A 24,620-nucleotide genomic window follows, 5' to 3' on the forward strand; every position below is an offset into this window, starting at 1 on the left:
GTTGCAATTAAATTATCTAATCCTCTAAAGTAGATCGTCGGCAACTCATCTATGATAACTGAACTCTTTAATTGTCCCTTTTTGTTAATGAGCTTTACAATCCTCGAATTGTACAATCCCAACGCTGCTGAATAAATATTTTGACGGTCGGGATTATTACCAACGCACAAAATCTTAGGTTCTTTTGGGTTGTTGATGTCTAAAGAAAAATCATCGCCTGTCATTACCCAGTACAACTGCGGAGAAATCATTCTTGACAAAGGTATTTTTGCTGATGCAATTTGTCCTTGCAGTTGGTCTTGTGCGCCACCTTGCCACGCATCCATAAAAGGAGAAAGATAGTTTTCTAAATCGGGATATGAAGTTAAAATCGTGAAAACATCTGAATACTTCTTGTTCAGCAATTCAATAGCGTGCGGAAAAGTACAAAACTTTCCATCTTCATAAATTTTCAAATACCAAATAATGGCTGCTAGCAAAATAATCGGACTTTCTACAAAGAAATCGCCTTGTTTCTGTATCCAGCTACGGTTGAGATTTAGCATTATTGTGTAAGCTGCTTCGTAGGCATCGGAAATATCCGTCATAAAGTCGGGATTAAGCGGATTGCAACGATGGCTCTTCCGTGGGTCATCAAAGTTGATAACGTAGAATTTGGGTTGAACTTTGTACTTATCGTTATGTTTCAACAAATGATTGTAAGCAATGGTAGAAAGGTCATCAAACTTAAAATCGTAGATGTACATACTGAAGCCTTTTTCAATCTGCTGTTTGATATAATTATTTACAATCGCATACGATTTTCCAGAACCGGGTGTTCCCAAAACAATAGTTGCCCGGAAAGGATTGACGATATTTATCCAGCCGTCATTCCATTTATTTTTATAATAAAACTTGGTAGGAAGATTGACAGAATACTCATTTTCCATCAGTTTGGTTTCCTGCTGAAAACTCTCGTTTTCATTATTGAAAACATCGTCCATAAGGTTAGTACGGAGTAATCGGCTCATCCATACACCTGCCATCAGCAAGGCGATATAACCTAATGAGATAGTAAGAATATACAGGAATGTGCCTATTACTGGAGATAGCTTTAAGAATGGTGTGTTCAGAAAAAACAGCACAAAGCCAATCCCCAAAGCCACGTAAATTTTAGACCAGGTTATTTTTCATTCTTTACACCCTTTGTACCTAAACAGCTTAATGCCAATAATACTAAAGCATATACTTTGGTATATAAGGTATGCGAAAACAGTCCTGCTGTTCGCTGAAAATTGCGTAATATTTTGTTGATTATTTCTAAAGTCCAGCCACGTTCTATAAAGAAACCGTAGCAAAACCAATAAAGGTGCATTAGTACCAAAAGGATACTTACTGCCCTCATAAAAGCCATTATTTTGGCTAAACCTCTTAAATCATCTTCTCCCTGCATTATTTTTTAGTTTTAATGTTCGGGCATGAATTTAAAGGCTCTACTTAGTGGCTATAAGAATGTGGCATTCAATGGCGGTGCGTGGCAGTATTTGTCTGATTGTTATCGCTGACCTCCTTGATGTTTCCTTTTCTTCTTCATTTTATTGGCAAAGTCCTGTTCCTCGTAATCTTCTCCCTGTGCTTCGGGCAATAAACCGCCTAATGCCTCAATCAAACCGTCTTCGTGTTTTTCGGCATTTAAGAAATCGAAGAAATGATGAGGTTCTTCCGCAGGAAGATCTGCATCATTTGGTCTTGATATTTTCGATTGTAGTTCAACTGGCTCTTTAATCCCAGATTTTATATTATTATTCCAATAATCATTAAAGGTATTTGCAGAAAGTTCCTTGCTTAAACGTGAACCGTTCCAAACACTTTTAGAATTGTGGTCTATAAATGTGATACCATAAATACGTCCTGTGTCATTTCTACGAACCACAACGTTAATGCCGTGTTCTCCTAACTGCTTTTTAAAACCCTGCTCATCATTTGTTGATTGCAGGGCAATGGTAACGGCAGCTTTAATAGTTGGCTTTGTCGGGTGGTCTTTTAAAGTCTCTTTGCTTTTTGCAAAATGCAATTCTAAAGCTGGTAGCCCTGCGTTCTTTCCGAAAAGCGAAGCCTTGAATGGATGTCCGGCTCTTTCTCCTCTGTCATTTAACGAAATGTATAATAAACCCTGCCGTAGCTGCCCCTGCAATTCGCCTTCCACTTTTTCGGTAGTAACATTGAACAGGGAAAGCAAAGCGTTGTATTCTCCCAAAGTTTGGTATTGATAATAATTCGGCAAGTTGCGGACAACCGAAGCGATTTGGCTTTTTACATCGCCTGCCCGATAATCTACCGGACGAAAAATCTTGTCGTTCTGTTTGTGCTCTTTATCCGTTGCAGGTATCAAACCGTATTTTCTTTCGAGTTCACGGCAAATATTCATAGACCGCATTTTTTCGAATTTGTCCGAAATCTTTTTGCCTTCTTCGTCCACGCAAACCGATACGATATGAATATGGCTACGGTCAATATCGGTATGTTTGAATACCACAAAAGGCTGGTCGCCGTAACCCATTTCCCGCATATATTCTTCTGCCATTTTCCTGTACCGATCATCGCTTACCTTGTCTTTCGGGTCGGGATTGAGCGAAATATGCAAAGTATGTTTCTCGGTATTGCGGTTGGCTATCAGGTAAGGAGCAAAAGATTGGGCTAATTGTGCAACGGAATAATGACCGTTAGCGGTTTCAATCATCTTATTAGCAAACAAAATCTGTCCGTTTTCATTCTCCACTTTGAGCTGATTGTACGCCAATGCTCCGTATAAATTTCCGCTTCTTCCGATTTTTGCTATCATTTTTACAGCTGTTTTTTCAAATGTTTTGCTTCAAATTCTTCGGTTAACTGAATGATTTTTTGGCATAGCATCGCCATTTCAGACGTCTGTTTTTCCAATTTGTAGAGAAACGCTGCGGCTTTCTTCTCCGAAAAATGTTTGTACAGCAGCTTTACAATCTGGTTATAGTTCACGCCTACAGAGCGAAACTGACTGTGAAACGAGGTTAATCGCATATAAAAATCAACCGTTCCCTTGTCAATTTTAACCGATTTCATTTCCTTGCTGAACAGCAGAGAAATGATAAACTTTGCTTTATTGGGCATTCCTGATGCTTCAAAAAGCGATAAAAGTTTGGCATTTTCTTCGTCCGTAAGGCGGAAAACGTGGCGATGGATGCTTGGATCGGTCTTAGCTCTCCGTCCGCCTTTATTCTGTTTTTTGTTATTGTTCTCGTTCATCACTAATCCATTTTTAATCCACACAAAACGCTGACTTCGGAAGGCGTTTTTTAGCTCCCAACAGGGCAAGTTGTTTTGAGGCACTAACTCGGTTTCGAGTGCCTCAAAACACAACTTGCCGTGTTCTGATGAACACAAAAATCCGCCCTTCGGGACGGATTAAATGTAACAGGGAAAAACGACTTGATGCCGTTCTGTTTAATGTCCATTCTGTCGAAATACTTCGCATAAATCGGTTAATAAAAATCATTTTACAAAGTAAAGACCTGCCCATTAGACTATTGCAAAATCGCACCCAGACAAACTCTGCCTTTGAACGCCAAACACCGCCAAGCCTATAAAATTGAATAAAAATGATGAGTTCTTTGCTTTTGAATGTTAGCAGGAAGACAATCAATCCGTGCTTCAAGACAAGCGAATTGAACACATTCAAGATTTCAGATAATCCGGCTTGCCTGATTGCAGGAACGCAAGAATTCAAGAAAACGTGACGGCTTGCTATCAAAATATCCTGCTTTCAAGTTTGACGGAAGTTAAGAAAGACGGCAATCCTGCCTGATAAATTGCAAGAATGAATGTTGTATTGCTGGATTGCAAGAAATCAGAAATTCCAGCAAGCAAGATTGATGACAATCATGAAAGAAATCAGTATAGCCTGCAAGACTGAAAACAAGAATACATAAACTTTAAATTTTAAAATATGGACACACAAAAGAAACCTCTATTTATTGCCTTTTCTTCTCAAAAAGGCGGTGTTGGAAAAAGCAGTTTTACCACGCTCGTCGCAAGTACGATGCACTATCGATTGGGCTACAAAGTAGCTGTATTTGATGCGGATTTCCCACAACATAGTTTGATGAAAATGAAAACGCGGGATTTGGCTACGGTGATGGAAAACGAGGCTTTGAAAAAGCTGGCTTACAAACAATTTAGCACCATCAACAAAAAAGCTTATCCGATTATGCAAAACAAAGCCGACAATGTATTAGAAGTGGCTCACGAATTTGTAGATACTTCTTCCGTTCCTATTGACGTAGTATTTTTCGACTTGCCTGGAACTGTGAATACGTCCGGAATTTTGAAAGCATTGGCTGGAATGCACCATATTTTTACGCCCATCACAGCAGACCGTGTAGTAATGGAAAGTACGCTCGTCTTCACACAAATTTTGCAGGATGTGATTATGAAAAAAGGAGAAACATCCATAAAAACCATTAATCTCTTTTGGAACCAAGTGGACGGTAGAGAAAGTACACCGTTGTATGACGTTTATAATCAACTTATCGAGCAATTGGGATTGAGCCTGATGCAAAGCCAAATCAAGAATAGCACACGTTTTCGGAAAGAAAGTGAAGCGGATAGCAAGACTGTTTTCCGTTCAACTTTAATGCCTCCAGATGAACGATTGATGAAAGCTTGTCAGTTGAATTTATTCATCGAAGAATTTTTAAAAATCATTCAATTATAGCCTTATGGAGAAAGATAATAAAAGAAAAGCTACGCCCGATATTAACGAGGAAATGATGATGAACCTGATGGTTGATGGCGTAAAAAAAGACGGAATACAACTTCCACCAGAACCCATCGAAAAAAAAGAAAGTGAAGATGTGAAACAAGAGGAATTTTCGAGGAATAAACCTGCTCAAAAAGAAACGAAGCGAGCAAAGAAAATTCTTGACGGAAGTTATGGCGACCATTTTTTGAAAACGCATTCAATGACAAAACGCGGAGATAAAAGTATTTACATTCGGCAGGAATATCACGAACGTTTATCCCGAATTATACAGGTTATAGGAAAAGATGAAATACCGCTGTATGCTTACCTCGATAATATTTTGGAACATCATTTCGAAATATTTGAGAAAGCCATTACCGATGATTTTAATGAGAAATTTAAACCCATTTTTTAATTATGGAAATAGTAATTGTAATATGCTTGTTGATTGTAATTGCCTTGCTTTCGCAGGATAAAATTATCATCAAAAAAAGGTCGGAACAAAAACCGATGCAGGAAAAAATTAACCCAAATCTTCCTGATATTATGGGACAACCTAAGCCAGTAAGAAGCCTTTTGATGCCAAACACTGCCAATAAAAGCCAAATTGAGGAAGACGAAATAAATCCTGATAATTTAGACATAGAATACGACGAAAATGAAAACGTTGGCATTCAAATTCCGCAGGAAGAGCTGGACGAAGTTTTCAGAAACACGCCTGATTTGGATGAAGAGGAAGAGGAATGGAATAGGTACGGAATTTCCGGTGGCGATGACAGTCTTGCTCAAGGGGTTACCTTTGAAGAACTAAGCTCAGTGGGGGTATTGCTTCAAAAAGAAAACTTGGAACAATCTCAAAAGGAAACAGCAGTTGCGATAGTTCAAAAATTACAAGGAACTGATTTATTCAGCCTACTGGAAAATTCCATCGAAGGTGCTTCCCGAAAAATTGCCGAGCTTTTGGATAGCACACTGGCATCTGAAACCGAGGACAGTTCTTCTGCTTTGCGGAAAAGTGATTTGGGGGATTTTGATATTGGGGAGTTTGTTTAGAAACGAGGTCTACCCTTCAGCAATAATAAAGGCTTGAGAGAAAGAAGAAGAGTGACTTATGCTAACAATCCAATTCTGAATTCCTAGTAAATTGGATATTTTTAATGGCATCCCTGATAAAACTATGATTGGTTTTCCTCTATCATCTTTTAGTATTTCAATCTCTGTTAATGAAATTCCATCTTCCATGCCCGTAAACAGACATTTCAATATAGCTTCTTTTGCTGCGAATCTACCTGAAAGAAATTGTAATGTTTTTTTTGTTGAACAGAGTTTTAACTCTCTTTCAGAAAAAATCCTCGCTAGGATAAGTTCATCGCTTTCCCAGTTCAACTTTTTAGAAACATCATGTTCTACTATATCACAGCCAATAGAAATAATCATTATAAAAGGGGTAGATGATTTAATTTTCTGTTTACTGTGTCAAATTCTATAATACCACCTTGATTTGATATTAGAAATCTAAAAGCTGCATACGATTGTAAAATGGCATATTCCCACTCTTCAGAAGTGCGTACATTTACTTCAAAGTTTTCAGTCATTTCTCTGATTATTCTCAAAGTGGTTTTTGATATTTTTGACTTCCCTTTAAAAAATTTCTTTCTCTTAGCTTCATTAAATATGATCATAGAAATGGCTTCTTCTGTAATTATAGCTCTCGCACCATCTTCAATTTCATCGATCAAAGGATTGCTTTTTCTTTTTCTTTTCATCATAGCTCTTCCACACGGAGACCATCCTAATAAGGCAGCAAACGAATAATGAAATATATCATGATAACGATAGTAATCATTATCATAGGAATTATCATTAATGATATCTCCAAGTTGTTTTGATCCATTAAAAATCACTTGGACTTCATTCTTTTTTTCACTTCCAACTTCTTTAAATGATACTCTAAAATATCTGGGAATTTGCTCCCCAGATATATAGTTCTCGTCAAAAAAATCTTTCTTAATTTGTTCTATCATTGTTTTTTCATCTATTAATCAATAATAATATTTTTATTAATCCCCCATTTTGGTGGAAACCAATAGTTGATAGGTTTCAAGTTTAATTTATAAACTTGTTTAATTCTCACTCTATCGCTATTTCCTTTTATATCAGGATGTTTGACCCTTGCATATTTATCAACTTCACAAAACAAATTCTGGCAGTCTATAAGCTGTAATCTCCTTCCCCATAGTGTTTTAAAATCTAGCCCTAACCTTTCAAATTCCATTTCTTGTCTGTCTGTCATTAATTTAATGACTTCAACATTACTTAATCCTCCTGTATTTTCAAAGCATTTACTAATTCCACCTAACGCACCAGGACCAGGTACTACAAATTCAGACTCTGAAAAATCAATTATATTGGAGTAATTGATGTCTATTAAAATTTGGTATGCTAAAAAATCTCCTAATCCTGGAAAACTTTTTATTATATCAAATGCTTGTTGCATTTTGTTACAGTCCATTAGTTGAATAGAAGTATCTTTTTTCAAGATAAAGTCAATCAGCTTTAAATGATTAGAATGTTTCCTTTCATGCCCAAATTGTTTTACTGAAGGCATAATATATGCTGCTGAGTATATTGTTTTCTTTTCAGAAAAAGCCTTACTTAATACCTTATCATATTTGTTGAAATCAAATTCTTCATATACTAAATCTCCAATATTCTTTTTGAGTAGCTCCCAAGTTTCAATTTTATTAAATAATTTAAATAGAAGTATTCTAAAAAGTACCTCATTAGACGAATTAGAATAGCTATCATTATAAATGACCTCTTTTATTAGATACTGACTTACTCTGTCAGAAGCCCTGTAAGCATTTGTAAATCTATGTTTAGATAAAATTGGGTCGTTTGTCCAAGGATATTTATTACCTTCTATTCTACTGAAAAAAACATCCTGTCTTAGTACTGCAAATCTCCAGTAGCTATCATACACCTCAGTAGTTTTTGCAGGTAATAAAGGTTTATATATTGTAAAGGACTTTTCCTTCTTAGTTATTATACTCATTAGTTTTCTACAGTCATTTTGCTAATTAGTGTCTTCGCCTGAGCTTTTGTCAAATGGTCTAATTTTTCAACTCCAACAAAACAATTAAATCTTTCTAATTCTAATCCTGTTTCTTGTGCTACAAATTTTCCTAGATTTATCAATCCTAACCAATTGCCATACGCTCTCTGATACAGATACTGCATTGCATAAAAGCTATTTATTATCAATCCACCATTCTCAGATTTATAGAATGTAACATGTTGTAAGCAAGGAAAACTTTGAAACATACCATTTTTATGATCTTTTAATGGATCAAAAATAGCTGCTTGAGATTTTGATCTACGTTTGATTTTGGACTCTTCTTTTAATGAATCAATTATAATTTCTAATTGATTTTTCCGAGTGTCTCCAAATGCTATTAGCCTTTCAAAATAGGTTCCAGAGCTATTCCTTTGGTCAATTTTTTTAAGCCTTGGCAAAACATTTTTTAAGTAATTATCAAATAAATCACCTCTATTACCTTTGTTAAACAGATATAACGATTGTGGAAATATAGTTTCAGAAACAATTTCTATAGAGTCTAATTCATTTTGGGATAAATCAATATTTAATTGATTCTTTATCAATTTATCTTCTGCAAATTCAGATAAAGTCAAAATTAATGGTGTGATTTCGTTTCCTGAATGATCAATAATATGTTGTAAAACTTTATACCAAGCTTTGGATAAATTTTTTTCTTCTATTAGTACTGGTATGCTCATTTTATTAATTTTCTAAATGTCGGTATTCCGCAAAACCAATATAGTTTTGCGGTTGAATTCTAGCAAAGCAACTTTTTTCACTAGCGCTTGAATAAATAGATGATATTCCGGCTCTTTTCGCTATATATAATGTTCCTAACTGTGTATTTTTTATCTTTTCAAAATAATTGGTATCAACTTCAAAGTCTGAGGGAATTACTAAATAATTTGAAACTTCTAAATCAATTGGTAGATTACTAGTCTTAAAATCAATTATCTTGAAATATGCTTTTTCTTCAACGTTACCAAAGTGTTTTTTAAATATTTTGGAAGGCGTATGTTTAGATAATTCTAAATATTTATAATCATTAATTAGCCTGTTAACTTTACAGTGTGTGATTAGAGTTTGGTATCCCACACCAAGCACTGAACTGACAATATAATAATCTGTTTCTGTTGCTAAATCGAAATCTAACTTCCTTTTTTTAAATTCTGATTGTACACAAGCAATAGGCATTATCAAATGCGCAGAAAATGCATCAACAAGTATTTCGTCATCACTTTTGTAGTTTGACGTATCATTTTCGTCCGTCAGAATATCTAACTTTAATCCATGATTAAAAATATGATGACCAAGTTCATGACCACAGGTAAAAATTCTTCGTGGAAAGGGACGTAAACGTGAAATAAGAATTTTTGGATAGTTTATATTATCCATAATTTTATTGTTTACATAAAATCCTTCCATATTAATATCTACAAACTGGACATCAATTTCTAATTTAGAACAAATGTCATAAATGTTAATAGGCTCATATAAACTGTAGCCCAATTTTAATCTAACCTCACTAGCTTTTCGGATAGCACTTGTATATAGCTCATTCATTTATTTAGGCAGTATTCTTAAAATTTCTAAAAGCTTTTTTCTGTCAGATTCATTCATGTTACTTAATTCTCGCGCAGCAACTTTCATTTGTTCATCTAAAACTGTTTCATTTTCTTCTTTTAGTAATAACCACGAAGTACTTACTTTATACAACTTAGCAAACTGAATAATCTCTTCTGCACTTACTTTACGTTTTCCACTTTCTATCTCGGAGATTGCAGGTCTTTGTATTTGCAATATTTTTGCAGCATTCTCTTGCGATAAGCCAGACATAACTCTTGCTTCTTTTAACCTTTCAGCAATTTGTTCTCTCTCAGTCATATTATATTTATTATTAATTTTTAGACAATGCTAACAACTTAGTTGCAGCCTCTTTTATATTTAGTTGTCTTTTTGTTTTACTATCATGAAAAATATAACAATTATTAGGTATAGTGATGCCTGTTTTTATTTCAATTTGTGTAAAAATAGAAACCAACACTTGGCTCATGATAAAATTTCCTGGGTAAAAATCTCCATTTACAACTTCTTCAACTTCTTGATGATCACAAACCTCTTGTATGATCTCAATTATTTCTTTTTCTAATTCTATCGTCTCCATATTGTAAGAATTTCATACAAATAAATGTAAGATTTTCTTACAAAACAAATTTTCAGAAAAAATTTAATAATTCTATTATTCCACCTACCGCCAAACAATTCCACTGACTGCCACTTTGTTATATCGCCTTTATTTCTGAAACACCTTTGTCCCGAAAGTCCGCAAGGTGCGGGAAAATAGTAACAAAATAATGTGTTTCAATTATGAAAAAACAAAGAAAAAAAGTTTTGCTGGCAGCCGTGGCTATGCTGTCAGGAATTAGTGCGTTCGCACAGGGAAACGGTGTGGGTGGCATCAACGAGGCTACCCAAATGGTAACTTCTTATTTCGATCCGGCAACCCAGTTAATTTATGCCATCGGTGCGGTCGTAGGGTTGATAGGCGGTGTTAAGGTGTACAACAAATTCAGTTCGGGCGACCCCGACACGAGCAAGACTGCGGCAAGCTGGTTCGGTGCGTGTATCTTCTTGATTGTTGCTGCTACCATTCTGCGTTCATTCTTCCTTTAATCCTTTGCCTTATGAATTACAATATCAACAAAGGCATCGGAAGAACGGTGGAATTTAAGGGGCTGAAAGCACAATACCTGTTCATTTTCGCTGGTGGATTGCTCGGTATGCTTATCCTCGTGATGATACTGTATATGGCAGGCGTAAACTCTTACATCTGCATTTTCCTCGGAGCAGGCGGGGCTTCGATCATTGTGTGGCAGACCTTTTCACTCAACAAAAAGTATGGAGAACACGGACTAATGAAAGTGGGTGCAAGAAAAAGACATCCCAGACACATTATCTGTCGCAAACCTGTACATCGCTATTTAAAATTCACTCCTAAACAAATGTAGTATGAGAAATGTAGCAAAAACCTCAACGCTGGAAAACAAATTTCCTTTATTAGCGGTAGAAAATAACTGCATTCTTTCTAAAGATGCAGACATTACCGCTTGCTTTGAAGTGCGTTTGCCGGAATTGTTTACGGTAGCTTCTGCGGAATATGAAGCCATTCATTCCGCTTGGCACAAGGCTATCAAGACCTTACCCGATTTTACAGTCATTCACAAACAGGATTGGTACATTAAGGAAAATTATGCTCCCGATTTGGCAAAAGAAGACCAGAGTTTTTTGGCTAAATCTTATCAACGCCATTTCAATGAGCGACCGTTCCTGAACCATTATTGCTACCTGTTCCTGACGAAGACCACAAAGGAAAGAATGCGGATGCAGAGCAACTTCAGTTCGCTATGCAAAGGTTCTCTTATCCCGAAAGAAATAAGGGATAAAGAAGCGATACACCGATTTATGGAAGCCGTTGCACAGTTTGAGCGGATTGTGAATGACAGCGGTTTTGTAAGCCTGCAACGCCTAACAGAAGATGACATCATCGGAACGGAAGAAAAACAGGGAATATTAGAACAATACCTGACACTTTCGAGAGAAGTAGGAACACCAATGCAGGACATCGCACTCGGAACAGAAGAAGTTCGTATTGGCAACAAAAGATTGAGCCTACACACTTTGTCTGATACAGACGATTTGCCTGGAACGGTTTCGGCAGACACTCGTTTTGAAAAGCTATCTACTGACCGAAGCGATTGTCGTTTGTCTTTCGCTGCACCAGTAGGTTTGTTGTTGAGCTGTAACCATATCTACAACCAATATTTGTTTTTAGATAACAGCGAAGACAACCTGCAAAAGTTTGAAAAGTCTGCAAGGAATATGCATTCTTTGGCTCGGTACAGTCGTGCCAACCAAATCAACAAAGAATGGATTGAAAAGTATCTGAACGAAGCACACAGCTTCGGATTATCTTCTATTCGTGCGCATTTCAACATTATGGCTTGGTCGGAAGACCCAGCAGAACTGAAACAGTTGAAGAACGATTGCGGTAGTGCATTGGCTTTAATGGAATGCAAACCACGCCACAATACTACAGATGTAGCCACTTTGTATTGGGCAGGAATGCCAGGAAATGCTGGAGATTTTCCGAGTGAGGAAAGTTTTTACACTTTTATCGAACCTGCCTTGTGCTTTTTTACGGAAGAAACCAATTACCACAATTCGCCTTCGCCATTCGGGATAAAAATGGCTGACCGATTGACCGGAAAACCTATCCATTTGGATATTTCAGATTTGCCGATGAAACGTGGAATTATTACCAACCGTAACAAGTTTATACTCGGTCCATCGGGAAGCGGAAAATCATTCTTTACAAACCATATGGTACGCCAATATTACGAGCAAGGTGCTCACGTTTTGCTCGTTGACACGGGGAATTCTTATCAAGGATTGTGCGAACTCATTAAAGGTAAAACCAAAGGCGAGACGGTGTTTACTTCACTTATACCGAAGACAATCCGATTGCTTTTAATCCTTTCTACACCGATGATGGCGTGTTCGACATCGAGAAGCGTGAAAGTATCAAAACTTTGATATTAACGCTTTGGAAACGTGATGATGAACCACCAACTCGCTCTGAAGAGGTTGCACTTTCTAATGCTGTAAGTGGTTACATCGAACGCATTAAGCAAAATAATGTTTATCCATCTTTCAACGGTTTTTATGAATATGTAAAAGGCGATTACCGCAAAGTATTGGAAGCAAAAGAAGTCAGGGAAAAAGACTTTGACATTGCCAATTTCCTCAACGTTCTCGAACCTTATTACAAAGGTGGCGAATATGATTATCTGCTCAATTCGGATAAACAATTAGACCTACTTTCCAAACGCTTTATCGTGTTTGAAATTGATGCGATTAAAGACCACAAAATCCTCTTTCCAATCGTGACCATCATTATTATGGAAGTTTTCATAAATAAAATGAGAAGACTTAAAGGTATCCGAAAACTCATTTTAATTGAAGAAGCGTGGAAAGCAATTGCCAAAGAAGGAATGGCAGAATACATCAAATATTTGTTTAAAACTGTCCGTAAATTTTTTGGAGAAGCAATCGTGGTAACACAGGAAGTTGATGACATTATCCAATCGCCCATTGTGAAAGAAAGCATCATCAATAATTCCGATTGTAAAATCCTTTTAGACCAACGCAAGTATATGAACAAGTTTGATGATATACAGGCAATGTTGGGATTGACCGACAAAGAAAAAGGACAAGTGCTTTCTATTAATATGAATAATGATATAAACCGTCTGTACAAAGAGGTTTGGATAGGTTTAGGTGGAACACACTCGGCAGTTTATGCCACAGAAGTGAGCTTGGAAGAATATCTCGCATACACCACAGAAGAAATCGAAAAATTAGAAGTGATGCAACTCGCTTCTGAATTGGATGGCAATGTAGAACTCGCCATCAAGCACATCGCTATGCAGCGACGTGATAAGGTAAATCAATAATCAATTAACATTTTAAAAATTCAAGAAAATGAAAAAATTAATGTATTTGGTGTGTACGGCACTAATGTTAGCCGTAGCACCATCAGCAAAAGCACAATTTGTAGTAACCGACCCTACAAATCTGGCATCGGGCATTCTCAACAGTGCAAATGAAATCGTTCAAACTTCTTCTACGGTTAGCAATGTTGTGAAGAACTTCAATGAAGTGAAGAAAGTGTACGAGCAAGGAAAAGAATATTACGACAAGCTAAAAGCCGTAAACAACCTCGTGAAAGATGCTCGAAAGGTGCAACAAACAGTTCTTTTGGTGGGCGATGTTTCAGAAATGTATGTTCAGAATTTCGGTAAAATGATGAACGACCCGAATTTTTCTGCCCAAGAACTGGTTGCTATCGCCAATGGCTACTCAGCATTGCTTAATGAAAGTACCGAACTGCTGAAAGAACTCAAACAAATTGTAAATGCTTCCAGCTTGTCATTGAATGACAAAGAACGTATGGATATTATCGACCGTGTGTACAAAGAAGTAAAAGAATACCACAGTTTGGTTCGCTATTACACCAATAAAAATATTTCCGTGAGTTTTTTAAGAGCGAAAAAGCAAAATAATACCAAAAGAGTGCTTGACCTCTACGGAACTCCAAACCAAAAATATTGGTAGTTATGGAATTTGATAATCTTCACGAAGTCCTACGTTCATTATATGATGAGATGTTACCACTGTCCGCCGATATGGCGGCAGTGGCTAAAGGAGTAGCAGGTTTGGGAGCGTTGTTTTATGTCGCCATAAAAGTATGGCAGGCTTTGAGCCGAGCCGAACCTATTGATATGTACCCATTGCTTCGTCCGTTTGCTTTAGGAATTTGCATTATGTTTTTCCCAACAATTGTGTTAGGAACTATCAATGGAGTATTAAGTCCAGTGGTTACAGGAACTCACGCCATCCTCGAAAATCAGGTGCTTGACCTCAATGATTTGCAGGCTAAAAAAGACCTTTTGGAACGAGAAGCAATGTTGCGAAATCCCGAAACGGCTTACCTTGTTTCAGACGAAGAGTTTGATAAGAAGCTCGAAGAATTGGGCTGGTCGCCATCTGATTTGGTAACAATGTCTGGGATGTATATGGAACGTGGAATGCACAGTGTGGAGCAATCGGTTAAGAATTGGTTTCGTAATCTGTTGGAAGTTCTGTTTCAGGCAGCCGCTTTGGTTATTGATACCGTTCGAACATTTTTTCTCATCGTTCTGTCCATACTCGGTCCAATAGCTTTTGCAATTGCTGTTTGGGATGGTTTTCAATCTACGCTCACGCAATGGCTTACCCGATATGTTAGTGTTTACCTATGGCTTCCAATAGCTGATTTGTTTAGTTCTATGCTTGCCAAGATACAATCTCTAATTATAGAAAGAGATATAGAAATGCTTGCCGACCCAACTTACATACCCGATACAGGCAATACGGTGTATATCATTTTTATGATAATAGGCATCGTTGGTTACTTCACTATTCCAACAGTAGCAGGTTGGGTAATACAAGCAGGCGGAGCAGGAAACTTTACCCGAAATGTAAATCAGGCAGCAATGAAAACCGGAAATATTGCCGGAGCTGGTGCAGGTTCAACCATCGGAAACATTGGTGGCAAACTAATGAATAAATAAACAATTAATCATTTAGAAAAATGGAATTTAAAACGCTAAGAAATATTGAAAACAGCTTTCGGCAGATACGTTTGTATGCCATTATGTTTGCTGTTATCTGCATTGGCGTGGTAGGATTTGCCGTATGGCAGTCCTACCGCTTTGCAGAAGAGCAACGCCAGAAAATCTATGTATTGGATGATGGTAAATCTTTGATGCTTGCCTTATCGCAAGATGCAAGTGTCAATCGACCTGTGGAAGCAAGAGAACACGTTAGACGTTTTCACGAGCTTTTCTTTACGCTTGCTCCCGATAAAAATGCTATCGAAAGCAATATGAGCAGAGCCTTCAACCTTGCCGATAAAAGTGCTTTTGATTATTACAAAGACTTATCTGAAAAAGGCTATTACAACCGCATCATTTCGGGAAATGTACAGCAACGCATCGAAGTGGATAGCGTGGTTTGCAATTTCGATAAACATCCTTATGCAGTGCAAACCTATGCCAAACAATTCATCATCCGTTCGAGCAATGTAACCAGACGTAGCCTGATTACTTCCTGCTATCTCGTGAACTCTGTTCGTTCAGACAACAATCCACAGGGTTTTAATATTGAAAAATTTGCGGTGGTAGAAAACAAAGATGTAGAAGTTATCGAACGTTAAAAAAACAGATTATGAAAAATTTAAGAGCAGATATGGATAGATACTTTGAAAAGTTTGATGAACGTTGGCAGGCATTACCATTGCGGAAACAGCATCAATATACGCTGTACTTCTTTGTGGGTTATCTGCTACTTACCGCAGGTGTTATTTGCAAAGTTTGGTACGATACCTCAAAGTCGGAAAATGATATGGTCATTAAACATATCGAAAACCCTGTCCTCAAAAAAAATGAAAGCCCTGCAAGATTGCAGGACACATTATCAACAATTCTAAAAAATAAAATTTATGAAAGAAAATGAGAACAAAAAATCGGTTGTTCGGGTAACAGAAGGAAGCCCGACAGCAACCGCTGATGTACCGCAAGATGGTACACAGAATAAGGTAGAAAAACTGAAAAAGCCACTAATTTTTGTTTTAATGGGAATTGTCTTTGTGGGTTGTATGTATTTGATTTTTAAACCTGGCGAAGATAAAAATTCATTGGAAAATATCGGACTGAATGATGCCGTACCACAAGCCACGGATGCAGGAATGCCTGCTAACAAAGGTAAGGCTTACGAGCAAGATATACTTGAAAGCAAAGAGCAGGAAAAACGCAATGCACTGGCTACACTTTCGGATTATTGGAATACAGACAGTACGCAGAACAGCGAAGAACAGCTTCCCGACGAAGGCGAAAATAATGACGATGGAAAAAATTTGGGAAGAAACGGTAATCCTGCACTGAACAGTTACCGCAATGCACAAAATACATTGGGTTCATTTTATCAGAATGACAATTCGGAAACTATGGAACTCCGCAGGCAATTGGATGATATGAAAGAAAAGCTGGCAGAAAAAAATGTGCCTCGTTCTGTAACGGTTGATGACCAATTGTCTTTAATGGAGAAATTTTACCAAATGGCGGCAAAATATCTTCCGCAAAACACGAATACAGGAAATACAGTTCCTACCGAGGTTAAGACAGAAGTTTCAAGTTCTAATCAAAAAGAACATTTTGTAGCATTTACGCCTGCAAGAAAAAACACCGTATCTGCTTTGTATCGTGAACCTTCGGATAGTTCTTTTTTAGCCGATTGGAACGAAACCAAAAACCGTGGATTTTATACCGCAGGTTCCGAAAAGCAAGTAGTACAACCGAAAAACAGCATCAAAGCTTGTGTACACGATGCTCAAACGATTATCGGCGAAACTGGTGTTCGTTTACGATTGTTAGAGCCTGCCCAAACGCCACAGCGTACTATTCCAAAAGGAACTATTGTAACAGCAAATGCTAAATTCCAGAATGGCAGATTACAATTAAAAATTACTTCCATAGAATTGGAAGGCAACATCATTCCTGTTGAGATAAGCATTTACGATTTGGACGGACAGCAAGGCTTGTACGTTCCATACTCGGCTGAAAGAAATGCGGTTACAGATATTGTGGGCAATATGGGTAATGCCACAGGTTCAAGCTTTAGTATGAATTCTTCAACGGGACAACAAATTGCCTCCGACCTCAGCAGAAGTGCGGTTCAGGGTGTTTCGGGCTATTTCGCAAAAAAAGTAAGAACCCCAAAAGTTACACTCAAAGCAGGACATCAAGTTTTCCTAGTATCTAAAAAATAATGTTGAATTAAAATTAATAAAACAATGAAAAAATATATAAAAACCTTTTTGGCATTTTCCTTAATAATTGGCTTTGCCGTACAATCTTATGCGCAAGACAGCATCAGAACACCGCTTGAATTAGGCAAAATAGAATCCTACAAAATGGAAGTGACTTACGATAAAACTTCGCACTTGATTTTCCCAACCGCCATTCGTTATGTGGATTTGGGTAGTGAATACTTAATTGCCGGAAAGGCGGAAGATGCAGAAAACGTACTCCGTATAAAAGCATCAGTAAGGGCTTTTGAACCTGAAACCAATTTTTCGGTGATTACCAATGACGGACGTTTTTACAGTTTCAATGTGTATTACAGTTCCTATCCCGAAGTGTTGAGCTATGACCTCTTAACAATGCAAAAAGCAGTAGATAAAGCCAACGGAAACGATGTGCTTTTTGAAGAATTGGGTAACAATTCTCCGTCTTTGGCTGGTTTACTTTTGGAAACTATTTACAATAAAGACAAACGCATTGTAAAACATATTGGTGCTAAAAGTTTCGGTATTCAGTTTATTTTGAAAGGAATTTACATACACAACGGCAAATATTATTTCCATACGGAATTGAGAAACCGTACCAATGTGCCTTTTCAGATTGATTTTATCAATTTCAAAGTCGTGGATAAGAAAGTAGCAAAACGTACCGTAGTGCAGGAAAGACCAATGATATTGCTTAGAACTTACAAACCTTTGGACGAAATTGGCGGAAAAACAATCGAGCAAAACGTTTTTCTGTTAGACCAATTTACCATTGATGATGATAAGATTTTGCTGATTGAGATTTTCGAGAAAAACGGTGGCAGACATCAAACACTTCAGGTAGAAAATTCGGATTTGATAAAAGCCCGATTGATAAACGATATGCACCTGAAATTTTAATAACCTTTAAAAGCAATTATATGAAAAAGTATATCTACACCGTGATGCTCGTTTTAGTAGGCATCACGGTTGCACAAGCGCAAAGAATGCTTCCGAAGCAAAAAGGAATTGAACTAAATGCTGGTATTTTATCCAAAGATAAAATCGGCAATGATTATTACCTCAACATCGGAATGACCGTGAACGGTAAAAACGGCAATTACCAACTTTGGGCATTGGAATATACACACCAATACCACGAGTACAAAGACATCCGCATTCCGCAAGAAACTTTTACTGCCGAAGGTGGTTATAGTCTATTTCTTTTGGGAGATACCCGTAAAAATATTACGCTGAACTTCGGGATAACAGGCGTAGTAGGATATGAAACCATCAACCGGAGCGAACCGATGTTATATGATGGTGCGAAGATTTTGAGCGAGGACAACTTCATCTACGGAGCTGGTGGACGAATTACTTTTGAAACATATTTGTCCGACCGATTTGTATTGGTTTTTGCTGGGCGAACAAAGGTTTTATGGGGTACAGATATGAAACAATTCCGTCCATCGGCTGGTGGAGGATTACGATTTAACTTTTAAAAACAGAAAAAATGATAGGAATATTTAACAAATTCAGAGTAGGATTATTGCCGATATACATAATCTTGGCAATCCTCACAGCTTCGGTTTCTTTGGTATCTTGTAGCAAAGATGATGACCTCGAAATACAAAACGATTTTCCTTTTGAGGTCAAAGTAATGCCAGTATCGAAAGATATTGCCAATGGACAAACGGTGGAAATACGAGTTACAATTCAACGAACAGGAAATTACAGCAACACGCAGTATTTTCTTCGCTATTTCCAATTTGACGGACAAGGTTCACTTCGATATTACAATGAAACACCATACTTGCCGAACGATTTGTATCCGTTACCAACAGAGCAGTTCAGGCTATATTACACTTCTGCATCTGCTGTATCACAATCTTTTGATGTTTGGATTTCTGACAATTTTGGGAATGAAAAGCAATTGAGTTTTCAGTTTAATAGTAGTGATTAACAGGAATATAAACGTAGATAAAAACCGACTTTTTAGGTCGGTTTTTTTGCTTTTAGACTTTCGGATAAAAGCATTTTTTCTTAAATTTACTTAAACTAAAATCTCAATAAGTATGGATGCAATTACTGCTCAATTAGTACTTGGTATTATTCCGCTTGTTATCGGGATAGGGCTTGTTTACTGGATAAGTCGCAGGAAATTTTACAGACGTAATGCTGTAGGTGCAGAAGGTTTTTCGAGCTTTGAAGCATCTGTATTTACACGTTTCATAGAACGTGTTGGCAAATGGATTGCTTATGCTTTGATTATTATTGGTATTGTTTTTATTTGGTCGTATTCGCAAATGAAAAAAGAGAAAAAACAATCAGAAGTAAAAACGGAATGGCATAAAAGACCTTATTTGTATATTTGTAGATGGAACGTTGCGCTCCTTCGCATTTTGTTTTAAAATATCGACTTTATTTTCTCAATGATTTAGGGCTGCATCCTGTCTTCTTTTTAAAAAAATTATTAAAATATGTAGGATAATTAAAACCCAAACTAAAAGCTATGTCTGCTATGGGCCAATCTGTATTTCTCAATAATATATTTGCCTCTGCTAAAATACGGTCTGTAATGTGTGCTGTAGTGGATTTTCCTGTGATTTCCCTTACAGAAAAATTTAGATGATTAACGTGCACGGAGAGTACTTTTGCAAAATCACTAGCTGATTTTAATGTTAGTGGTTGAGAAGTTGACACTATGGGGAATTGTTGCTCCAAAAGTTCAAGAAAAAGGGTTGTAATTCTTTTAGACGCATTTGTAGGTTGCTCAGAGGATTCGGTCGGACTCAATTGCATCGCTTCGTGAATTATCAAGCTAACGTAGTTTCTTAAAAGTTCATATTTGTATTGATATTCAGACTCTGAAACTTCGATCATTTTTATAAAAAAAATTTCCAGTGTAGTATATTCAGATTCGTTTAGAAAAAATATAGGCTTTGTACCACATATATTAAATAAGGGAGAGTTTTGCACACTCTCGCTAAATTTGCTTTCTTTCAAAAACTCTTCTTTAAATATACAAAAATATCCTTTTAGGTCTCCTGGAGCACTTTCCCAAGAATATGGCGTAATAGGGCTTGTAAACATTAAAGCAGGTTGATTAACATCGACCTCACCGTCAGCATAAAGAACCCTTCCAAAACTTTTTAATAGAGAAATCTTATAATAATCCTTTCTACTGTAATGTGTCGGAGTTTTACAAAATTCTTCCAATTCAAAAACATTAAACAGCTTATCAACTTCTGTAGAAACTTGATTGTTTTGGAAAAAATCTTCTAACGATTCTAAGTTTTTCATGTACCTAAAAATAGTATAATAATTAAAATGAACTTAATAAAATTTGACAAAAAACTAATTTATAATGCATTAAACTACTCTTAATCAATTTTTTATAAAATGAGTGCACAAAAAAGGTGCTTTTTGCAATAGCGAAAAATGGTTAATTAGCTTCGTAAATTACATTAAGATTCTTAATTACGCATCAATGTTAGATTACTTTATCTCCAGCATTATAAAATTATAGAAATAGTTGGAGAATGATATAATACTAAAAGAATCGTATCGTTTTGCTAATCTTACATTTATTTCGTTTGTGGGGTAGTTAGATAAATTCCAGAGAAAATTTTAAACTTTCTTTTGGAATGAAGTTTGAATCTTTTGTAAGCATATCAAATTACTAGCTCGTCATACTATACTGCTAAACTCCTAATTAATGATTCCTCAATTAAATTTATTTTATAAGAAGATAGTGCGTGCTTACAAATAATCTATTTTTTATCAGCCTTTATTTTTTCGGAGGGAATATAAGCACCTGTTGCAAGCCAAGTCTTGAAATTTTCTACAAACTCTTTGTGAGTTCCTGGAGGCAATTCCCTTCCTTCACCAGGATTCCACCCGCCAATTACCAATTTGTCATGACTCACATGCTCAATTAGTTGCTCGTGGTTCTTATGATTATTTGTAGCTGGGTTTAGCAATTGTTTTGCCAACTCGCTAGGCGACTTACCCTGAAAGACCATCTTCATGTCTGCTGGCGGCAAATGCCAGTTCGGATTACCGGGAGGAGTATGTAAACCGGGGGTATTTGTGGGTTGGTGGCAACTATTACATTTCATGGCGTAAAGCCCCTTTCCGTCAACACCTCTTTTTGGCAACATAGCATGCAGATGGCTATCTTCCCCCTGAAGAGGGATATCTCCAGAAGGATGACAATTCATACATCGTGGGTGCTGTAATACAGCATGAACTTTCATATAGGCTTTTACGGAGGTAATGCTATCCTTTTTTTGTTGTACAGAAGTACTATTGCCGATTTGCTCTATTTTTATAGGCATATAAGTTTTGTTGCTAAAAGAATTTGCAATTACGTAAGCAGTTATCGATACGAAGGCTATGAGTATCATTGACTTTCTTGATATCATATTATTTAATTTTTTAATCATCATTAGTCTTCTTTATTAGTTAAAGCTTATGGTTCATTAGCGGAAGATTGTAAATCCGTTTGCCTGTAGCAGCAAAAATTGCATTGGCAATAGCTGGAGCCGTTGGTGGTACAGCACATTCTCCAACTCCGCCCATTTTTCCGTCACTTTCAACGATGTAAACATTTATTTCAGGAGTTTCGTGTATCCTAGCTATTTTATAGTCATAAAAATTATTTTGCTGTAATTTTCCATCCTCGATAGTGATTTCACCATAAAGTGCCATGGTTAAACCAAATATAATTCCACTTTCGACCTGCGCTTTTACGCCTTCTGGATTTACAGCTAAGCCGCAATCAATTGCACAATCTATTTTGTGCACTTTTACTTGTCCATTCAAAATACTCACTTCGGCAATAGTTGCTACATAACTTCCAAATGCCTCGGCTACCGCTACACCTTTAAAATGACCCGTTGGCAATGCTTTTTTCCAATTACCTTTTTCAGCAACAAGATTTAGTGCTGCTAAGTGTCGAGGATGTTCTTTAAAGAAACCACGTCTGTACTCCACTGGATCACGACCGGCATTGTGTGCAACTTCATCCATCATTGTTTCCATAACGTAAGCTGTATGCGTATGCCCAACAGAACGAAACCATAAGACAGGTATAGCCTCCTCAGTATTGTGTAATCCTATAAAGTGATCTGGTATGCTGGTGAAATATGGCGAGCCTTTTACACCTTCCACAGTGGTGTCATCAATAGAATCTTTTAGCTCTCCTAATACGTTAGCTGCGCCTTTCATAATGGATTGTGATGCAATATTATGATTCCAAGCAACTGGCCTTCCTTTAATATCAAGACCTGCTGTTACATTATGTACGACAAAAGGTCTAAAATAACCACCTTTTATATCATCTTCGCGACTCCAAACCATTTTAACAGGTTTTCCGGAGGCTTTTGCAATATGCACCGCTTCAGAAACAAAGTCTGCAGTAGGAGTTGCTCGTCTTCCAAATCCGCCACCTAGAAACGGAACGTTTATAGTGATGTTTTCAGGAGCAAATCCTAGAATTTTAGCAGCCGCAGCCTGTTCCACCCCTGGTAATTGGGTGCCAGTCCATATTTCGCATTTGCCATTTTCTATTTTTACCGTACAATTTAATGGTTCCATAGGTGCATGGGCGAGATATGGGAAAACATATTCTGCTTTTAAAACTTTTGTAGATTTTGATAAACCATCTGATGCGTTACCTTGTTTTTGTACTGTTAATCCATTAGATGCTGCCAGTTTTTTGTAAGCTGCTGTTTGTTTGGTGGTTGATATTCCAACGGCTGAACCATTTACCCAAGTAACCCGTAACGCTCTTTTACCTTGTTGCGCAGCATAGTAGTTATCAGCAATAACAGCAACGCCAGTAGGTATTTGAACCACTTGTCTTACACCTTTTATTGCTTTTGCTTCAGTTGCATTAAATGATTTTACTTTTCCCCCAAATACTGGTGAATGTGCCACAACAGCGGTTAATAAACCAGGGAATTGAATATCCATGCCAAATATAGCTTTTCCGTTGGTTTTTACCCCGGCGTCTAATCGTTTAACACTTTTGCCAATATATTTCCAATTATCTTTGGAACGTAATGTCACTTTTTCGGGAACTGGTAAAAGTGCTGCATCAGCAGCTAATTCGCCATAAGTGAATTTTTTTCCACCAGCTGTAACAGTCCCATTTTCTGTTTTACAATTTTCAATAGCTACACCTGTACGTTTTGCTGCTACTTGAGTTAATAAAATTCTTGCAGTAGCACCAGCATTACGATAGCGATCAAATTCAGACCAAGTTGTGGTAGAGCCTCCTGTAATTTGTATGCCATAAACCGGGTGATTAAATGCTTCGTCTGCACCGCCATGCTTTACGATAATCTGATTAAGGTCAACATCAAGTTCTTCTGCCAACAACATTGGAAGAGTAGTCCAGATACCCTGCCCCATTTCAACGTGACTAAGTAGTACTGTAATTGAGTTATCTGTACCAATTTTCAAGAAAGCATTTGGAGAAAATGGAAGTCCAGCAGATGTTGCTACTTCACCCATTGCTGCCATTTTATTAGCTCCTGGTATTGTAAAAGAAATCAGCAATCCTCCGGCTACTAAAGCTCCAGATTTAATAAAATTTCGTCTGTCCATGTTCATTATTTGTTCTTTAGTGTTTTTGCAGCCTGATGAATAGCGGCTCTAATTCTAGGATAGGTGCCACATCTACAAATATTACCTGCCATAGCATCATCAATATCTTGATCCGTTGGTGAAGGGTTCTCCCTCAAAAGAACAGCTGCTGACATAATCTGACCAGATTGGCAGTATCCACACTGTGGCACATCAAATTCTAGCCATGCTTTTTGAAGTGGATGGTCATTATCAAGAGAAAGACCTTCAATAGTTGTGATGTTCTTTCCTACAGCTCTTTCAACCTTAGTAACACATGACCGAACTGCTTCTCCATCAAGGTGTACCGTGCAGGCACCACATTGAGCCACTCCGCACCCAAATTTAGTGCCTGTTAATCCGACTAAATCTCTCAATGCCCACAATAGAGGCATGTCTATTGACGCATCAATTTCATATGCCTTTTCATTTACTTTTAGTGTAATCATATAATAGTTGTTGTTAACAAACGATACCTTAGTTATAATATAATAAGTAAATAACTGTTGTTTTCTCAATTTTTTTATTAGTTCAGAGTTTTAACAAATAAATTATACTAGGAACAAATAACTGTAATTGGAATAAAACGAGTCATTTACTAATAACAAATTTAAGATTTAAGTTATATTTCAAATAAAGAAAATCAAAGGGATAATTAAGAATTTCAAATATTTATATTGCAATATTATAATTTGCTCCTCTTAATA

General features: G+C 36.9%; 27 protein-coding genes and 2 pseudogenes. 15 read left to right on the plus strand and 14 right to left on the minus strand.

The annotated features are described in order from the left end of the window. The 3 genes and pseudogenes from E0Y80_RS16985 to mobA form a co-directional block, all read right to left on the minus strand. Positions 1-1,432, minus strand: a pseudogene (locus E0Y80_RS16985) (YWFCY domain-containing protein); the annotation flags it as partial. 102 nt (positions 1,433-1,534) lie between these two features. Beyond that, positions 1,535-2,821 (minus strand): conjugal transfer protein MobB, encoded by a 1,287-nt coding sequence (gene mobB / locus E0Y80_RS16990; RefSeq protein ID WP_156308879.1) that lies wholly within the window; start codon positions 2,819-2,821, stop codon positions 1,535-1,537. Positions 2,822-2,823: 2 nt separating this feature from the next. Next, positions 2,824-3,261 (minus strand): conjugal transfer protein MobA, encoded by a 438-nt coding sequence (mobA, locus tag E0Y80_RS16995; RefSeq protein WP_156308880.1) that lies wholly within the window; start codon positions 3,259-3,261, stop codon positions 2,824-2,826. A gap of 700 nt (positions 3,262-3,961) precedes the next feature. Here mobA and E0Y80_RS17000 point away from each other — a divergent pair. Genes E0Y80_RS17000 through E0Y80_RS17010 form a run of 3 tightly spaced genes read left to right on the plus strand, consistent with a single transcriptional unit; the run spans position 3,962 to position 5,809 of the window. Further along, the gene (locus E0Y80_RS17000) at positions 3,962-4,729 is read left to right on the plus strand and encodes a ParA family protein (protein ID WP_156308881.1); all 768 of its coding nucleotides are present in this window, start codon (positions 3,962-3,964) and stop codon (positions 4,727-4,729) included. A gap of 4 nt (positions 4,730-4,733) precedes the next feature. Then, positions 4,734-5,171: a DUF3408 domain-containing protein gene (locus E0Y80_RS17005; RefSeq protein ID WP_156308882.1), complete on the plus strand. Its 438-nt coding sequence runs from the start codon at positions 4,734-4,736 to the stop codon at positions 5,169-5,171. 2 nt (positions 5,172-5,173) lie between these two features. After that, complete coding sequence (locus tag E0Y80_RS17010; protein WP_156308883.1) at positions 5,174-5,809, plus strand: conjugal transfer protein TraD; 636 nt, start codon at positions 5,174-5,176, stop codon at positions 5,807-5,809. 9 nt (positions 5,810-5,818) lie between these two features. Here E0Y80_RS17010 and acpS read toward each other — a convergent pair whose 3' ends face one another. From acpS to E0Y80_RS17045, 7 genes are read right to left on the minus strand one after another with little or no spacing between them, the layout of a single operon-like run. Beyond that, positions 5,819-6,193: a holo-ACP synthase gene (acpS, locus tag E0Y80_RS17015; protein ID WP_156308884.1), complete on the minus strand. Its 375-nt coding sequence runs from the start codon at positions 6,191-6,193 to the stop codon at positions 5,819-5,821. Then, positions 6,193-6,780, minus strand: a complete 588-nt coding sequence (locus E0Y80_RS17020; RefSeq protein ID WP_156308885.1) for a nucleotide pyrophosphohydrolase — start codon at positions 6,778-6,780, stop codon at positions 6,193-6,195. Before E0Y80_RS17020 ends, acpS begins: the two co-directional genes overlap by 1 nt. A 14-nt stretch (positions 6,781-6,794) precedes the next feature. Further along, positions 6,795-7,811, minus strand: a complete 1,017-nt coding sequence (locus tag E0Y80_RS17025) for a nucleotide kinase domain-containing protein (protein ID WP_156308886.1) — start codon at positions 7,809-7,811, stop codon at positions 6,795-6,797. Then, complete coding sequence (locus E0Y80_RS17030; RefSeq protein ID WP_156308887.1) at positions 7,811-8,554, minus strand: thymidylate synthase family protein; 744 nt, start codon at positions 8,552-8,554, stop codon at positions 7,811-7,813. Before E0Y80_RS17030 ends, E0Y80_RS17025 begins: the two co-directional genes overlap by 1 nt. 4 nt (positions 8,555-8,558) lie before the next feature. After that, positions 8,559-9,419, minus strand: a complete 861-nt coding sequence (locus tag E0Y80_RS17035; protein ID WP_156308888.1) for an ImmA/IrrE family metallo-endopeptidase — start codon at positions 9,417-9,419, stop codon at positions 8,559-8,561. Continuing rightward, a complete protein-coding gene (locus E0Y80_RS17040) occupies positions 9,420-9,740 on the minus strand; it encodes a helix-turn-helix domain-containing protein (protein ID WP_156308889.1) in 321 nt (106 codons plus the stop codon). Positions 9,741-9,753: 13 nt separating this feature from the next. Beyond that, on the minus strand, positions 9,754-10,020 hold the full coding sequence (locus E0Y80_RS17045; protein WP_156308890.1) for a hypothetical protein: 267 nt from the start codon (positions 10,018-10,020) through the stop codon (positions 9,754-9,756). 203 nt (positions 10,021-10,223) lie between these two features. Between E0Y80_RS17045 and E0Y80_RS17050 the strand changes: the two genes are divergently transcribed. The 12 genes and pseudogenes from E0Y80_RS17050 (at position 10,224) to E0Y80_RS17105 (ending at position 19,691) form a co-directional block, all read left to right on the plus strand. Next, positions 10,224-10,529 (plus strand): DUF4134 domain-containing protein, encoded by a 306-nt coding sequence (locus E0Y80_RS17050; RefSeq protein ID WP_156308891.1) that lies wholly within the window; start codon positions 10,224-10,226, stop codon positions 10,527-10,529. Between the two features lie 11 nt (positions 10,530-10,540). Beyond that, entirely contained in the window at positions 10,541-10,864 is a 324-nt protein-coding gene (locus tag E0Y80_RS17055) for a DUF4133 domain-containing protein (RefSeq protein WP_156308892.1), read from the plus strand. A gap of 1 nt (position 10,865) precedes the next feature. After that, a pseudogene (locus E0Y80_RS17060) lies at positions 10,866-13,369 on the plus strand (TraG family conjugative transposon ATPase). A gap of 28 nt (positions 13,370-13,397) precedes the next feature. Further along, the gene (locus tag E0Y80_RS17065; protein WP_156308893.1) at positions 13,398-14,030 is read left to right on the plus strand and encodes a DUF4141 domain-containing protein; all 633 of its coding nucleotides are present in this window, start codon (positions 13,398-13,400) and stop codon (positions 14,028-14,030) included. A 2-nt stretch (positions 14,031-14,032) separates the two neighbouring features. Next, a complete protein-coding gene (gene traJ / locus E0Y80_RS17070; RefSeq protein WP_156308894.1) occupies positions 14,033-15,028 on the plus strand; it encodes a conjugative transposon protein TraJ in 996 nt (331 codons plus the stop codon). A gap of 20 nt (positions 15,029-15,048) precedes the next feature. Next, positions 15,049-15,672: a conjugative transposon protein TraK gene (traK, locus tag E0Y80_RS17075; protein ID WP_156308895.1), complete on the plus strand. Its 624-nt coding sequence runs from the start codon at positions 15,049-15,051 to the stop codon at positions 15,670-15,672. Positions 15,673-15,683: 11 nt separating this feature from the next. Continuing rightward, on the plus strand, positions 15,684-15,971 hold the full coding sequence (locus tag E0Y80_RS17080) for a nitrogen regulatory IIA protein (RefSeq protein ID WP_156308896.1): 288 nt from the start codon (positions 15,684-15,686) through the stop codon (positions 15,969-15,971). Beyond that, positions 15,958-17,283 (plus strand): conjugative transposon protein TraM, encoded by a 1,326-nt coding sequence (gene traM / locus E0Y80_RS17085; RefSeq protein ID WP_156308897.1) that lies wholly within the window; start codon positions 15,958-15,960, stop codon positions 17,281-17,283. The genes E0Y80_RS17080 and traM overlap by 14 nt, the downstream gene beginning before the upstream one ends. A gap of 24 nt (positions 17,284-17,307) precedes the next feature. Beyond that, positions 17,308-18,201: a conjugative transposon protein TraN gene (gene traN / locus E0Y80_RS17090; protein ID WP_156308898.1), complete on the plus strand. Its 894-nt coding sequence runs from the start codon at positions 17,308-17,310 to the stop codon at positions 18,199-18,201. Between the two features lie 20 nt (positions 18,202-18,221). After that, on the plus strand, positions 18,222-18,782 hold the full coding sequence (locus E0Y80_RS17095) for a conjugal transfer protein TraO (protein WP_156308899.1): 561 nt from the start codon (positions 18,222-18,224) through the stop codon (positions 18,780-18,782). Positions 18,783-18,793: 11 nt separating this feature from the next. Continuing rightward, a complete protein-coding gene (locus E0Y80_RS17100) occupies positions 18,794-19,243 on the plus strand; it encodes a DUF3872 domain-containing protein (RefSeq protein ID WP_156308900.1) in 450 nt (149 codons plus the stop codon). Between the two features lie 112 nt (positions 19,244-19,355). After that, positions 19,356-19,691 carry a molybdenum ABC transporter permease gene (locus tag E0Y80_RS17105; RefSeq protein WP_156308901.1) on the plus strand — a complete coding sequence of 112 codons (336 nt, stop codon included), beginning with the start codon at positions 19,356-19,358 and terminating at the stop codon, positions 19,689-19,691. A 10-nt stretch (positions 19,692-19,701) separates the two neighbouring features. Here E0Y80_RS17105 and E0Y80_RS17110 read toward each other — a convergent pair whose 3' ends face one another. The 4 genes from E0Y80_RS17110 to E0Y80_RS17125 form a co-directional block, all read right to left on the minus strand. Then, entirely contained in the window at positions 19,702-20,583 is an 882-nt protein-coding gene (locus tag E0Y80_RS17110) for a helix-turn-helix domain-containing protein (RefSeq protein ID WP_156308902.1), read from the minus strand. A gap of 470 nt (positions 20,584-21,053) precedes the next feature. Beyond that, entirely contained in the window at positions 21,054-21,689 is a 636-nt protein-coding gene (locus E0Y80_RS17115) for a hypothetical protein (protein ID WP_197091642.1), read from the minus strand. Between the two features lie 58 nt (positions 21,690-21,747). Further along, positions 21,748-23,895, minus strand: coding sequence for a xanthine dehydrogenase family protein molybdopterin-binding subunit (locus E0Y80_RS17120; RefSeq protein WP_197091643.1), 2,148 nt, complete (start codon positions 23,893-23,895; stop codon positions 21,748-21,750). Between the two features lie 5 nt (positions 23,896-23,900). After that, positions 23,901-24,362, minus strand: a complete 462-nt coding sequence (locus tag E0Y80_RS17125) for a (2Fe-2S)-binding protein (RefSeq protein WP_156308904.1) — start codon at positions 24,360-24,362, stop codon at positions 23,901-23,903. Between the last annotated feature and the right edge of the window lie 258 nt (positions 24,363-24,620).

The organism is Sphingobacterium endophyticum, from assembly GCF_009733535.1.
GTDB classification, from domain to species: Bacteria; Bacteroidota; Bacteroidia; order Sphingobacteriales; family Sphingobacteriaceae; genus Sphingobacterium; species Sphingobacterium endophyticum.

What these genes read in the sequence shown, in the direction of transcription:
- E0Y80_RS17025 (WP_156308886.1), bottom strand. Translation starts at nt 7,811, where the DNA reads ATGAGTATAATAACTAAGAAGGAAAAGTCCTTTACAATATATAAACCT.
- E0Y80_RS17000 (WP_156308881.1), top strand. Translation starts at nt 3,962, where the DNA reads ATGGACACACAAAAGAAACCTCTATTTATTGCCTTTTCTTCTCAAAAA.
- E0Y80_RS17115 (WP_197091642.1), bottom strand. Translation starts at nt 21,689, where the DNA reads ATGATACTCATAGCCTTCGTATCGATAACTGCTTACGTAATTGCAAAT.
- mobB (WP_156308879.1), bottom strand. Translation starts at nt 2,821, where the DNA reads ATGATAGCAAAAATCGGAAGAAGCGGAAATTTATACGGAGCATTGGCG.
- E0Y80_RS17040 (WP_156308889.1), bottom strand. Translation starts at nt 9,740, where the DNA reads ATGACTGAGAGAGAACAAATTGCTGAAAGGTTAAAAGAAGCAAGAGTT.
- E0Y80_RS17055 (WP_156308892.1), top strand. Translation starts at nt 10,541, where the DNA reads ATGAATTACAATATCAACAAAGGCATCGGAAGAACGGTGGAATTTAAG.
- E0Y80_RS17050 (WP_156308891.1), top strand. Translation starts at nt 10,224, where the DNA reads ATGAAAAAACAAAGAAAAAAAGTTTTGCTGGCAGCCGTGGCTATGCTG.
- E0Y80_RS17065 (WP_156308893.1), top strand. Translation starts at nt 13,398, where the DNA reads ATGAAAAAATTAATGTATTTGGTGTGTACGGCACTAATGTTAGCCGTA.
- traM (WP_156308897.1), top strand. Translation starts at nt 15,958, where the DNA reads ATGAAAGAAAATGAGAACAAAAAATCGGTTGTTCGGGTAACAGAAGGA.
- E0Y80_RS17005 (WP_156308882.1), top strand. Translation starts at nt 4,734, where the DNA reads ATGGAGAAAGATAATAAAAGAAAAGCTACGCCCGATATTAACGAGGAA.
- E0Y80_RS17120 (WP_197091643.1), bottom strand. Translation starts at nt 23,895, where the DNA reads ATGGACAGACGAAATTTTATTAAATCTGGAGCTTTAGTAGCCGGAGGA.
- E0Y80_RS17105 (WP_156308901.1), top strand. Translation starts at nt 19,356, where the DNA reads ATGGATGCAATTACTGCTCAATTAGTACTTGGTATTATTCCGCTTGTT.
- traN (WP_156308898.1), top strand. Translation starts at nt 17,308, where the DNA reads ATGAAAAAATATATAAAAACCTTTTTGGCATTTTCCTTAATAATTGGC.
- E0Y80_RS17010 (WP_156308883.1), top strand. Translation starts at nt 5,174, where the DNA reads ATGGAAATAGTAATTGTAATATGCTTGTTGATTGTAATTGCCTTGCTT.
- traK (WP_156308895.1), top strand. Translation starts at nt 15,049, where the DNA reads ATGGAATTTAAAACGCTAAGAAATATTGAAAACAGCTTTCGGCAGATA.
- E0Y80_RS17095 (WP_156308899.1), top strand. Translation starts at nt 18,222, where the DNA reads ATGAAAAAGTATATCTACACCGTGATGCTCGTTTTAGTAGGCATCACG.
- E0Y80_RS17110 (WP_156308902.1), bottom strand. Translation starts at nt 20,583, where the DNA reads ATGAAAAACTTAGAATCGTTAGAAGATTTTTTCCAAAACAATCAAGTT.
- E0Y80_RS17035 (WP_156308888.1), bottom strand. Translation starts at nt 9,419, where the DNA reads ATGAATGAGCTATATACAAGTGCTATCCGAAAAGCTAGTGAGGTTAGA.
- traJ (WP_156308894.1), top strand. Translation starts at nt 14,033, where the DNA reads ATGGAATTTGATAATCTTCACGAAGTCCTACGTTCATTATATGATGAG.
- E0Y80_RS17100 (WP_156308900.1), top strand. Translation starts at nt 18,794, where the DNA reads ATGATAGGAATATTTAACAAATTCAGAGTAGGATTATTGCCGATATAC.
- acpS (WP_156308884.1), bottom strand. Translation starts at nt 6,193, where the DNA reads ATGATTATTTCTATTGGCTGTGATATAGTAGAACATGATGTTTCTAAA.
- E0Y80_RS17030 (WP_156308887.1), bottom strand. Translation starts at nt 8,554, where the DNA reads ATGAGCATACCAGTACTAATAGAAGAAAAAAATTTATCCAAAGCTTGG.
- E0Y80_RS17020 (WP_156308885.1), bottom strand. Translation starts at nt 6,780, where the DNA reads ATGATAGAACAAATTAAGAAAGATTTTTTTGACGAGAACTATATATCT.
- E0Y80_RS17045 (WP_156308890.1), bottom strand. Translation starts at nt 10,020, where the DNA reads ATGGAGACGATAGAATTAGAAAAAGAAATAATTGAGATCATACAAGAG.
- E0Y80_RS17080 (WP_156308896.1), top strand. Translation starts at nt 15,684, where the DNA reads ATGAAAAATTTAAGAGCAGATATGGATAGATACTTTGAAAAGTTTGAT.
- mobA (WP_156308880.1), bottom strand. Translation starts at nt 3,261, where the DNA reads ATGAACGAGAACAATAACAAAAAACAGAATAAAGGCGGACGGAGAGCT.
- E0Y80_RS17125 (WP_156308904.1), bottom strand. Translation starts at nt 24,362, where the DNA reads ATGATTACACTAAAAGTAAATGAAAAGGCATATGAAATTGATGCGTCA.